An 11335-nucleotide genomic window follows, 5' to 3' on the forward strand; every position below is an offset into this window, starting at 1 on the left:
CTCCAGACGCCTTGCTCGTGCTGGTGTTACAACCTGCTGTCAGAGGCTCAACGTTTACCCAGAATCTTCCCGAGCATTTCCGGGCGTGGCGCGCCTTGCTGCGTTTGCAGTTGCTGTTGCTCATCCAGGTAGAAGATCGCCGGGGTCGCCGCCAATCCCAGTTCCTCCATCAATGCCTGGTTGCCGTCGAGCTTGCTTTGCACGGCAGCGGGGATCTTCTCCAGTGCCTTGAGGCTGCTGGCCTTGCCGGCACTCTCGTGTTTCAGCAGGGCCTTGACCGGATCATTGCTGGCCAGCAGCGCCGCCGATTTGCCCGGGCTGTCTTCACGGATGATGCCGACCATGATGTGGCGCAACTGCACCTTGCCCGACTCGACCCAGGGCCGTGCCTGCTGCCAGAACATATTGCAGTACGGGCAGTTGGGGTCGCTGAACAGATAGACGACGCGTGGCGCATCGGCCTTGCCGTCGGCGATCCAGGCGGTCTTTTCCATCTTCGCCCAGACCTCTTTGGACATCGGCGCATAGACCAGCTTCTCCAGCGGTGCTTCGCTGAGGTCCTGGCCTTGTTCATCGAACAGGCTGCCGACCAGCACATGTTTGCCATCGGGTGTCAGGTACAGGGCCATACCCCGGTTCTGGTACTCGGCCGCGTAACCGCGCAGGCCGTTGGGGGCATCGAAGCTGCCTTTGATCTTCACGCCCTTGGCTTCCATTTGCTGCACGGCCTTGGGCAGGGTTTCGGCCATGGCAGCCTGGCTGGCCAGCAGGCCGAAGGTCAGAGTCAGGGGCAGTTTCAGCAAAGGGTGCATGTGTCATTCCTTGAAGAGTGGGTGGCGGCGGGCGCAGGAGTGCGCTCAAAGGATTCCAGGGCGTGGCTCAGGCTTGCCCGCGACAGCTCGCCCAGATGGCTGCCGACCAGGCGGCCGTCGGCGTCGTAGAACAGGGTGGTGGGCAGGGCCATGGAGCCGACCTGCTGGGCCAACTGGCCACCGCCGTCAAACAGCACATGGGACAGGTTCAGCCCGGTGGTGGCGAGAAAGGTGCTGACCGTCTGCGGGGTTTCTCCCTGGTTGACGAACAGGAAGGTGATGTCCGGGTGTTCGTGTTGCGCCTGTTGCAAAACCGGCATTTCCCGACGGCACGGCGGGCACCAGGTGGCCCAGAGGTTGATGACCAGCGGCCGGCCTCGGTAGGAAGTCAGTTGCACGGCCTGACCGTCGGCCTTGTGCAGGCTCATCTCCGGTAATTGCGTGCCTTGTTCATAGAGATGGCTGGCCAGGCTGCCGAGTAGCCAGAACAGCACACCGCTGAACAGGCCCCAGCCCAGCGGACGGCGCAAGCTCGAGCGGCGCCAGCCTTGCCACAACGCACCGATGGCCACCACCAGCAAACCCGGCCAGAGCAGAAAGCCGCCGTCGCGCAAGTCGACAATCTGCAGTGGATCATCGCGGTACATCGGCCAGTAGCTGAGCACGAACCCCAGGCGTGCCCCCAGCAGGCCCAGCAGGAACAGGCCGAACAGCACCGATTCAGGGTTGTCGCCACCGCGTTTGGCCACGCGCCAGCCGACCAGGGTGGCCAAAGCCAGCGCGCAGAGTAGCAACAGATGATCGACGGCCATGGTCAGCGGCCCGAGGTTTACCGTCAGCATCAGCCTTGACTCCGGGTCTGGGCCCACTGTTCGAGGAAGTTCTTCGCATCGATTTCACCGGTGATGCGCCGGCTGCGGCGCTCGTTGCCTTCCGGGCCGATCCAGATCAGGCTGGGCGGGCCGGGCACCTGGTAACGCTGCAGCAATTCGCGGCTGGAGGGCGCATCGGCGGTCACATCCAGGCGCAGCAAGCGTACGCCGTTCAGCGCGGCCAGCACATCGGCGCGGGCGAATACCTGTTTCTCCATGACCTTGCACGACACGCACCAGTCAGCGTAGTAGTCGAGCATCACCCACTGCCCCTGGGCCTTGGCGGTGTCCAGCTCGCGTTGCAGGTCAGCCGGCTGGCTGACGGTGATGAAGGCATCGCTGTGGACAGCGCTGGCAACAACCGTGGAGCTACCGGCGCGGAAGGGCTGCAGCGGTTGCCAGGGGTCGTCGCCACCGGCGGCGGCACCGATCACCAGCAGGCTGCCCCAGAAGCCCAGCAGCAGCGGCAACGCGCGGATTGGCCGCAAGCCATGCAACGCAGGCCATGCCGCCCAGGCCAGGGCGATCAGCCAGGCGCCGGCCAGGCCCAGCCACAGCGAAGGCTCCAGCACGGTGCGCAGGGTATACAGGGCCATGGCCAGGAACACGAAGCCGAACAGACCCTTGACCAGGTTCATCCACGGGCCGGGGCGCGGCAGGTAGCGATTGCCCAGGGTCACCAGCAGCAACAGCGGCAAGCCCATGCCGATGCCGAGAGTGAACAGCACCAACCCGCCGTGCACGGCATTGCCGCTCTGGGCGATGTACAGCAGGGCGCCGGCCAGGGGCGCGGTCATGCACGGGCCCATCAACAGCCCCGAGAGTGCACCGAGCAAGGCTGCGCCATACAGGTTGCCGCCGCGGGTACCGTGGCCGGCGCGTTCCAGGCGATCACGCAACCAGGCCGGCAACTGCAGCTCGAAAGCACCGAACATCGGCAAGGCCAGCAACACAAACAGGCCGGCCAGGCTGCCGAGCAACCAGGGTTGTTGCAACCAGGCCTGAAGACTTCCCCCCAGCAACGCGGCAATCACCCCGAGGGCGGCGTACACCAGCGCCATACTCAGTACGTAAACGCTGGCCAGTGCCCAGCCACGGCGGGCACTCACGCCATTACCGAGGACCAGCCCGGCAAGAATCGGCAGCATCGGCAACGAGCAGGGGGTAAAGGCCAGCAACAGGCCCAGGCCCAAAAAGGCCAGCAGGCTCCAGGCCAGGCCCGACTGCTGCAGACCGCCGGCCAGGGCCTGATCGCTGGCTTGTTCTTGCTCATCGACAGCAGCGCTGCTCAAGCTGACCAGATTGGTCTGCGGTGGATAGCACAAGCCGGCATCGGCGCAGCCTTGCCAGCCCATACGCAACTGGCCTGTGGCGGAGGCGGGCAGGATCAGTTCAAGTTCGCCGCGATACACCAGAGTCTCGCCGAAGAACTCGTCCTGATGGGGCAGGGCCTCTGGCAAGGCGGGCTGCTGCTCGACGGGCAGACCGTCGAACTTCAGGCGTTTCTGGTAAAGATAGTAACCATCGGTGATTTTCCAGTGCAGGCGCATCTGCCCGGAATCCAGCCGCTCGCTGCTGAACACGAACGCCTTGTCCACCGGCAGAAAGTCGCTCTGGGCAAAGGGGTTGGCCTGGGTCAGGCTGCTGAACAGGAGCATCAGGGCAATTAGTAACGTGCGCATCTCTAAGCCTTGGTAGTGCGATAAGTGCCCGATCCTGGCCGAGCGCGATTAACCGAGTGTTAACCCATAAGCGTCGATTGTCGCCCGGACCGCGACGATCCGCTGCTGGCGCGGCATAATCCTGACTTAATCCGCCTGCGCTTCACTGCCACTTTTAGCATCGAGACCGACCATGCACGTACTGCTCTGCGAGGATGACGACCTGATTGCCAGCGGTATCGCCGCGGGGTTGACCGCCCAGGGCATGACCGTGGACAGGGTCGCCACGGCGGCTGCGGCCCAGGCCATGCTCCAGGCTGCCGCCTTCGATGTCATGGTGCTGGACCTGGGCTTGCCCGACGAAGATGGTCTCAAACTGTTGCAGCGCCTGCGTCAGCAGGGCGAGAGCCTGCCGGTGCTGGTGCTCACTGCCCGCGACGCGGTTACCGACCGGGTCGACGGCCTGCAGGCCGGTGCCGACGATTATCTGCTCAAGCCCTTCGACCTGCGCGAGCTGGCGGCGCGTTTGCATACCCTGTTGCGCCGCTCGGCCGGGCGTGCGGTCAATATCATCGAGCACGGCCCGCTCAGCTACGATCCCAGCAGTCGTGAGACCTGTCTGGGAGGTACGCCGGTCGACCTGTCACGGCGCGAGCAGGCGCTGTTGCAGGCACTGTTGCACAACCGCGGCCGGGTGCTGTCCAGCGAGCAGCTCAAGGACAGCGTCTACGGCTTTGGTGACGAGGTCGAGAGCAATGCCCTGAACGTGCACATTCATCACCTGCGCCGCAAATTGGGCAATGGCATCGTCGAAACCGTACGTGGCCTGGGTTATCGCCTGGGGCCGGCGCAGTTGCCGGAGGTCGGGCAGCCATGAGCCTGCGCGTACGCCTGACACTGATCCTCGGCACCGCCTTCGTGCTCATCTGGGCCCTGGCGGCGGCCTGGATGCTGCGCGACCTGCGCTATCAGATGATGTTTTCCCTCGATCAGCGTCTGGTGGCTTCGGCGCGCATGGTTGCCGGCCTGATCGATCAGTTGCCGCAGCCACTGACGGCCAAGGGTGAGGGCACAAAGTTGAGTGCCGACCAGCTCAGTGTGCCGGATGGCATGGCCTGTCAGGTCAGCTCGTTACGTGGCGAGATCATTGCCCGCAACCATAGTCAGGGACACACCCTCGACGACGATCGCAGTGGTTTTCGCGACCAGACCATCGAGGGCGCGCGCTGGCGCACGTTTACCTATTACCGCGGTGATGTCCGCATCACCACGGCCGACCGTCACCAGGAGCGTGAGGCGCTGAATCGCTCGATCTTGTTGGCGGCTTCGGCGCCGGTGTTTGTCGCCTTGCTTGGTACCCTTGGGTTGCTCTGGATCGGTATCGGCAAGGGCCTGGCACCGCTCAACCGCATGCGTGATGCCCTGCGCCGGCGTAGCCCTGATGCCCTTGAACCGTTGCAGGTGCGCGCCTTGCCCAGCGAGTTGCAACCGCTGCTGGATACCCAGAACCAGCTGTTCTTGCGCATTGCCCAGACGATCGAACGCGAACGGCGCCTGACCGATGACGCCGCCCATGAGTTGCGCACGCCGCTGACCGCGATCAAGACCCACTTGCAAGTGGCGCGAATGACCGATGGTGCGGTTCGTGAGCAAGCCCTGGAGCACGCCGAGCAGGGTGCTGACCGCTTGCACCGGACCCTGGAACAGTTGCTGCTGCTGGCGCGGGTTGAAGGCAGCCTGTCGTTTGAGGACGGGGTGCAGTGCAGCGCCGAACAAGTGGCTCGCCAGGCGATCCAGGACACCGGGCTCGGCGATTCGCAGCGCATTGACCTGCAATTGGCGCCGGAGGCCGCCCAGGCCTACCTTGGTATGCCTTCGCCACTGGCCGTGACCGCCTTGCGCAACCTGCTCGACAACGCCTTGCGCCACACCCGTGGCCCGGCGCCGGTGGAACTGGCGGTGCGGATGGACAAGGACCAGGTGGCCTTCCTGGTGCGTGACCACGGCCCGGGTATCGTCGAGCAGGACCTTGAGCACCTTACCGAGCGATTCTGGCGCAATGGCCAGAGCGGCGGTTGCGGGCTGGGGTTGGCGATTGTCCAGGCCATCGTCCAGCGCTGTGCCGGCTCCTTGCGCTTTGACAGCCGCACCGATGGGCTGCGGGTGTTCTTGCATATCCCTTTACGTGCGCAGTAGTTGATCTGGGGGCTAAATCCGCAAGGCGCTGAAGCGTTTTTCAAGCGATAACAACCCGACACACATCTGGTGACAGGCGCGTGACGGGCACATCCGCTTGCTTGCGAGGGTTTCCCCAGATGTCAGTCGCTATCAGCCTTGCCCAGCCGCTGCCGGAGTCTTCGGACCTGGCCACTGCCGAAACGCTTTATCACTTCGAAGAGTCGCCCCTGCTGGCCCGGCAAAAACAGCAAGAGTCGAATGCCCGCAGTTACCCGCGACGCATTCCCCTGGCGCTGAAAAAGGCCCGTGGCCTGTATGTCGAAGATGTCGAAGGGCGTCAGTTCATCGACTGCCTGGCCGGGGCCGGGACTCTGGCGCTGGGCCACAACCACCCGGTGGTGATCGAGGCAATCCAGCAGGTGCTGGCCGACGAACTGCCCCTGCACACCCTCGACCTCACCACCCCGGTCAAGGACCAGTTCGTTCAGGACCTGTTCGGCCTGTTGCCGCAGGCGTTGCGTGACGAAGCGAAGATCCAGTTCTGCGGGCCGACCGGCACCGATGCGGTGGAGGCGGCCCTGAAGCTGGTGCGCACCGCGACCGGACGCACCACCGTGCTGTCGTTCCAGGGGGGCTATCACGGCATGTCCCAGGGGGCTTTGAGCCTGATGGGCAGCCTGGCACCGAAAAAGCCGTTGGCCGGGCTGCTGAGCAATGGCGTGCAGTTTCTGCCATATCCCTATGACTACCGTTGCCCGTTCGGTCTGGGCGGCGAGGCGGGGGTCAAGGTCAACCTGCATTATCTGGAGAACCTGCTGACTGACCCGGAAGGCGGCGTGCAATTGCCGGCCGCGATCATCGTCGAGGCGGTGCAAGGCGAAGGTGGGGTGATTCCGGCGGATCTGGAATGGCTGCGCGGCGTGCGGCGGATTACCGAGAAGGCCGGTGTGGCCTTGATCGTCGATGAGATCCAGAGTGGGTTTGCGCGTACCGGCAAGATGTTTGCCTTCGAACATGCGGGCATCGTTCCCGATGTGGTGGTGATGTCCAAAGCCATTGGTGGCAGCCTGCCCCTGGCGGTGGTGGTCTACCGCCAGTGGCTGGATACCTGGCAGCCGGGAGCGCATGCCGGGACGTTTCGCGGCAACCAGATGGCCATGGCAGCAGGTTCGGCGGTGATGAGGTACATCAAGGATCACGATCTGTGTGCTCATGCCCAGGCAATGGGCGAGCGCCTGAGCGGGCATCTGCGCCACCTGCAGAAGGACTTTGCGCAACTGGGCGATATTCGTGGCCGTGGCCTGATGCTCGGCGTCGAGCTGGTCGATCCGGCAAGTGCCAAGGATACCCTGGGCCACCCGGGCGCGTGCCCGCAGTTGGCACCGCTGGTTCAGCGTGAGTGCCTCAAGCGTGGTCTGATTCTTGAGCTGGGAGGGCGTCAGGGCGCTGTTGTGCGCTTCCTGCCGCCTTTGGTGATCACCGCCGAGCAGATCGATGAAGTGGCTGCGCGGTTCGGGCGGGCGCTGGCTGCGGCTGTGGCCAGCCTCTGACAGCGCGATCGCGGGGCAAACGCCCCGCGATCAGCACTTCAATCGAACGAGCGCCCAGCGCGCCAGTAACCCATCAAGGTCAACGTTTTACGGTCCAGCCCACGCTCCTGGACCAGGAAACGGCGGATACCCATCACCGCCGCAGACTCACCGGCAATCCAGGCGTAGAACTCACCATCGCCGGGCAGTCCTCGCTCCCAGAGAATCTGCTGGTCGATGTCGACATCCTCAAGCACATCGGTTTTGCCGAGCTGTCTACGAGGCAGTCGTGCCAGTTCGCGCACGGCATGAATCATCGCATCGCCATGCTCACCGTTGAGCACGTCGCGCGGTAGCCAGTGCAGCTCAGTCGCCGCGCTGCAGGTCAAATCAAGGCAGTCCTGTTCGCCGGGCACTTCAATGAATGCCTGCGTTTGTACGTTGGGATAGTCCAGGACCATTTGTTCGAGAATGCCGGCAATGGCGGGCAGGGCGGTTTCGTCTCCGACCAGCAGCAAGGTGCGCAGGTCCTTGGGCGGTCGCCATTCGTAACCACCGGGGTCGCCAGCGAAGGCCAGATTGGGCGCGACCATCTGCAGGCGGTCACCGATGCAGGCCCGGGTTGCCCAGGCTGAGGCGGGGCCATTGACGCCATGCAGGACAAAGTCGACATCCACCTCCAGCGCCTCACGCCGCAGGGCGCGGATGGTGTAGGTGCGCATTGGCGGGCTGCTCTGGGCATCGAGGCCACGCCGGGCTTCTTGCCAGGAGCCCTGCTTGGGCAATTGCGGTGGCTGGCCGTTGGCGCCGGGAAAGAAAATCTTGATGCGCTGGTCGGCGGCCAGGGTGTGCATCTGCGCGACGTCGTCACCGCTGAAAACAAAGCGGCTGAGCGACGGGCTCAGGCGAATGATTGCCTTGAGCTGGACGTCGAACACGCGGTAGCCACTGGGCCTGGCCGGTTTGCCAACCAGCTTGCGCAGGCCGTTGCCCAAAGCGCTGGCCAAGGAGGTGGAAGAGGACATGGGCGATACCCTTTTGCGGAGAATTCACCTGAGAAACGAACCCCCGCGCAGCTGAATTAGCCGCCGCTCCAGCCGTTAAATTTTCCGCTCCAGGATACGTCCTAGCTTGGATAAAGCCTGCTTTATGGCGGACACGGGTAGGACAATGACGATATCGCGACGAGGATTCATAGCGGGCCTGGCAGTGGCGGGTGCAGCGGTGCCAGCGGCCTATTACGCGCACAAGGAACTGACCCATGACCCTGAGGACGATATCGTCACGCCAGGTGAGGCCAGTGTCGAATTGGCCGATGTCGCCGGTCAGCAGTTGGCGGATCAACTGCGCGGGGTCTGGGATCTGCGCGTTTACGGCAGCCAGGGCGGGCTTGCCGGCTTGCCTGAGCATGGGCTGCAGCTGTACCTGGACGTTGCAAGCAAGGGCCGCGGACTGCGCGGCTTCGTCGATGAAAAGAGCCGTCTTGAGGGGCCGGGGTCGGTGGCTTATCGGGTTGTGGGCGATCTGGTTGGCGCCTCCAGCGCACAAGTGCGCTGGCGCCTGCTGGGCAATCAGGGCGGCACCGACTATGAGTGCATTGCCAGTCTGGATGAAGTCTGGGGCAGTTTTGCCAATGCCGGCAGCGGCACCTTGAGCGGTCGCCTGCAGCCGCTGGACCGCTCCATGGCTTTGCCACTGCTGGACAGCCACTTTGTCGCGGTCAAGCGTCTGTTCCCCGAGGCCCGTGAGCGCTTGCCCTATACCCCGCAAATGCAAGCCTGGGTGATCAGCGCCGAGCACCGTCTGTTTCACCAGCTCTGGCATGCGACCCGGGACAAGTGGCACACCCTGTCCGAAGAAAAGCGCGGCGCCTTGCGTGGGCTGGGCTGGCAACCCGGGCCTCGGGACCAGGAACGCGATGCCCGTGGCCCGCGCAAACATCGCAATGGATCGGGGATCGATTTTTTGTTCATGCACCGGGACATGCTCGCGACTGCCCGCACCCTGCAGGACCTGCCGTCCTGGAGCCATTTCCCCTTGCCCAAACCCAACGTCGAGCAGGACCGTCAGGGTTTCGCCCGCTACTTCGACAACCATGATGGCTACTGCGTACCGCCGACCTGGCAGGCGCCGGGCGATGATGCCTATGGCCAGTGGGTGTCGGCAATCAAGGCCGGTGAAACGTTCTGCAGTAACTTCCAGGTCTGGGAGTCGCAGTACCAGGATCCGCTCTACCTGTCGAAAATGACGCTGGGTACGTTCGGCTCAGAGCTGGAGATGAACCTGCACGACTGGTTGCACATGTGCTGGGCCTCGATACCTCGGGATCCGGTCAACGGTGCGCCGGTACCTTTTGCCCGCGATCCGGCTGATTTTGCTTCGCGCTGGTACGGTGCGGAAAACGACTTCCTTGGCGATCCGTTCTCTTCGCATGTGAGCCCGGTATTCTGGGGCTTTCATGGCTGGATCGACGACCGTATCGAAGACTGGTATCGCGCCCATGAGCGGCACAACCCGGGGCAGGTGCGCAGGCTTGAGGTCAATGGTGTGAAATGGTTTGCCCCGGGGCGCTGGGTCGAGGTCGACGATCCCTGGCTGGGGCCGATGACCCATGGCTGCAGTACCGTGCCCGGAACCTTGCCTGGCAAGTCGGTGGAGATGGATGTGGAAACCATGAAACTGGCGTTGCGTATCACCTTTAGTGAAGACGACAAGATCGCAGACCTGACCCGTCGAGTGCCGCAACGGCCGTGGTATGCGCGGCATCTGTCATTGCGAGGCATTATTTCCTGAGCGTTCGATCGCGGGGCAAGCCCGCTCCCACCGGTTCAGTTCCGGGCCGGTGGGAGCGGGCTTGCCCCGCGATAACGCGTTTACCGAGACACCTGCCACCCCCCACCCAACGCCTTGTACAACGCCACACTGCCTTGCAGTCGCGCCAGACGCAGCTGTGCCTGCTGGTCCTGAGCCTGGTACAAGGTGCGCTGGGTCTCCAGCACGGTCAGCAAGGTTTCGGCACCCGCCCGATAGCGGCTTTCCGACAGGGTAAAGGCCGTACGCGCCTGCTCGACTTCCTGATCCTGCCACTGGCGCTGATTGTCCACACCGCTGATAGCATTGAGGGCTTTCTCGACATCGGCAAAGCCGGCCACGATGCTGCTGCGATAGTTCTGCAACAGCTCTTCCTGCTGGGCCCGGGCCTTGTCCCGCTCGGCCCGCAAACGCCCATTGTTGAAGATCGGTGCGGCCAGGCCGGCACTCAAGGTGTAGTAGGGGCTGCGCAGAATCTGGGCGAAGGTGTCGGCGCCTGAGCCCAGGTCAGCGCCCAGGGTAAGGCTTGGCAGCATCGCCGCACGCGCGACCTGGACATTGGCCTGGGCGGCGGCCAGGCGTGCTTCGGCGGCGGCAATATCGGGGCGACGGCTGAGCAGCTCGCTGGGTACGCCACTGCCAATCTCCGGCCAGTGCACCCCGTCGAGGGACTCCTGGATCGGCGCCAGTGTCTGCACCGGTTCGCCCAGCAGAGTCGCCAGGGTGATACGGGCCTCCTGCAGTTGCTGTTCGAACAACGGCACCTGGCGCGCCTGGCCAGCGACCAGACTACGTTGCTGGGCCAGTTCCAGGGCCGTGGCCGAACCCGAGTCGTAGCGGGTCTGCACCAGACGTAGCACGTCCTCGGCGTTGGCCAGGTTGAGCTGGGCAATACGCACCTGCTCGGCCAGCGCCAGGCTTTGCAGGTAGCTGTTGGCAACGCCGCTGAGCAGGGTCAGCTCGACCGTTTGCCGGTCGTAACGACTGGCGTCCAGGTCAAACAGGGCGCTGTCACGGGCGGCGGCCTTGCCGCCCCAGAAGTCGATCTCGTAGCTGGCGCTCAGGCGGGTATTGAACGAGGTGCTGGTACGTTCGCGGCTGCTGGCGTCGAGCTGGTCGAAACCATTGCCGTGCAGCAGGCGCTGGCGGCTGCCATCCAGGCCGAATTTGACCTCCGGTAGCAGCGGGGCACCGGCGATCACCGCCGAGGCCTGGGCCTGGCGGACCCTGGCGGCGGCAGCGGCGAGGTCGAAACTGTTTTGCCGCGCTTGCTCGATCAGTTGATCGAGTACGACGCTGGAAAACTGCTGCCACCAGTCCTGTTGCGGCAGTGGCTGATCGAGTGTGGCGGTATGGCTTTGCCAGGCATCCGGAGTTTGCAGACCACTTTGTGGTGGCGTGAGCGTGTTGCTGCAAGCGGCGATGAACAGGCTGATGGACAACACACTGAGACGGCTGGGCAGGTTCATTGA

Annotated in this window: 9 protein-coding genes; 4 read left to right on the forward strand and 5 right to left on the reverse strand. The window is 64.0% G+C overall.

All coding sequences use genetic code 11. The features are described from left to right. Window positions 1-47: 47 nt before the first annotated feature. The 3 genes from dsbG to dsbD are packed head-to-tail and all read right to left on the reverse strand — an operon-like array spanning window position 48 to window position 3366. Complete coding sequence (gene dsbG, locus AC07OF_RS19585; protein ID WP_157193406.1) at window positions 48-812, reverse strand: thiol:disulfide interchange protein DsbG; 765 nt, start codon at window positions 810-812, stop codon at window positions 48-50. Then, complete coding sequence (locus tag AC07OF_RS19590) at window positions 797-1654, reverse strand: TlpA disulfide reductase family protein (protein WP_157193405.1); 858 nt, start codon at window positions 1652-1654, stop codon at window positions 797-799. Before AC07OF_RS19590 ends, dsbG begins: the two co-directional genes overlap by 16 nt. Further along, on the reverse strand, window positions 1654-3366 hold the full coding sequence (gene dsbD / locus AC07OF_RS19595; protein ID WP_461529309.1) for a protein-disulfide reductase DsbD: 1713 nt from the start codon (window positions 3364-3366) through the stop codon (window positions 1654-1656). Before dsbD ends, AC07OF_RS19590 begins: the two co-directional genes overlap by 1 nt. Window positions 3367-3538: 172 nt before the next feature. Here dsbD and AC07OF_RS19600 point away from each other — a divergent pair, with 172 nt between their 5' ends. The 3 genes from AC07OF_RS19600 to AC07OF_RS19610 all read left to right on the forward strand — a co-directional run bounded on the left by AC07OF_RS19600 (window position 3539) and on the right by AC07OF_RS19610 (window position 7073). Then, window positions 3539-4222, forward strand: coding sequence for a response regulator (locus AC07OF_RS19600; protein WP_157193403.1), 684 nt, complete (start codon window positions 3539-3541; stop codon window positions 4220-4222). Then, window positions 4219-5541, forward strand: a complete 1323-nt coding sequence (locus AC07OF_RS19605; RefSeq protein ID WP_191832701.1) for an ATP-binding protein — start codon at window positions 4219-4221, stop codon at window positions 5539-5541. Before AC07OF_RS19600 ends, AC07OF_RS19605 begins: the two co-directional genes overlap by 4 nt. Window positions 5542-5660: 119 nt before the next feature. Continuing rightward, window positions 5661-7073 (forward strand): aspartate aminotransferase family protein, encoded by a 1413-nt coding sequence (locus AC07OF_RS19610; protein ID WP_495073357.1) that lies wholly within the window; start codon window positions 5661-5663, stop codon window positions 7071-7073. 38 nt (window positions 7074-7111) lie between these two features. Here AC07OF_RS19610 and AC07OF_RS19615 read toward each other — a convergent pair whose 3' ends face one another. Beyond that, window positions 7112-8077 carry a siderophore-interacting protein gene (locus AC07OF_RS19615; protein ID WP_157193400.1) on the reverse strand — a complete coding sequence of 322 codons (966 nt, stop codon included), beginning with the start codon at window positions 8075-8077 and terminating at the stop codon, window positions 7112-7114. Between the two features lie 145 nt (window positions 8078-8222). On the opposite strand from AC07OF_RS19615, the gene pvdP reads away from it, so the two are divergent. Next, complete coding sequence (gene pvdP / locus AC07OF_RS19620) at window positions 8223-9845, forward strand: pyoverdine maturation tyrosinase PvdP (RefSeq protein ID WP_495073358.1); 1623 nt, start codon at window positions 8223-8225, stop codon at window positions 9843-9845. 80 nt (window positions 9846-9925) lie between these two features. Here the strand turns inward: pvdP and AC07OF_RS19625 are convergent, their stop codons facing one another. Beyond that, window positions 9926-11332, reverse strand: coding sequence for an efflux transporter outer membrane subunit (locus tag AC07OF_RS19625; protein ID WP_495073359.1), 1407 nt, complete (start codon window positions 11330-11332; stop codon window positions 9926-9928). Window positions 11333-11335: the final 3 nt, after the last annotated feature.

It is taken from the genome of Pseudomonas sp. GW821-FHT10B02 (assembly GCF_059415665.1).

What these genes read in the sequence shown, in the direction of transcription:
- AC07OF_RS19590 (WP_157193405.1), bottom strand. Translation starts at nt 1,654, where the DNA reads ATGCTGACGGTAAACCTCGGGCCGCTGACCATGGCCGTCGATCATCTG.
- AC07OF_RS19600 (WP_157193403.1), top strand. Translation starts at nt 3,539, where the DNA reads ATGCACGTACTGCTCTGCGAGGATGACGACCTGATTGCCAGCGGTATC.
- AC07OF_RS19625 (WP_495073359.1), bottom strand. Translation starts at nt 11,332, where the DNA reads ATGAACCTGCCCAGCCGTCTCAGTGTGTTGTCCATCAGCCTGTTCATC.
- dsbG (WP_157193406.1), bottom strand. Translation starts at nt 812, where the DNA reads ATGCACCCTTTGCTGAAACTGCCCCTGACTCTGACCTTCGGCCTGCTG.
- dsbD (WP_461529309.1), bottom strand. Translation starts at nt 3,366, where the DNA reads ATGCGCACGTTACTAATTGCCCTGATGCTCCTGTTCAGCAGCCTGACC.
- pvdP (WP_495073358.1), top strand. Translation starts at nt 8,223, where the DNA reads ATGACGATATCGCGACGAGGATTCATAGCGGGCCTGGCAGTGGCGGGT.
- AC07OF_RS19610 (WP_495073357.1), top strand. Translation starts at nt 5,661, where the DNA reads ATGTCAGTCGCTATCAGCCTTGCCCAGCCGCTGCCGGAGTCTTCGGAC.
- AC07OF_RS19615 (WP_157193400.1), bottom strand. Translation starts at nt 8,077, where the DNA reads ATGTCCTCTTCCACCTCCTTGGCCAGCGCTTTGGGCAACGGCCTGCGC.
- AC07OF_RS19605 (WP_191832701.1), top strand. Translation starts at nt 4,219, where the DNA reads ATGAGCCTGCGCGTACGCCTGACACTGATCCTCGGCACCGCCTTCGTG.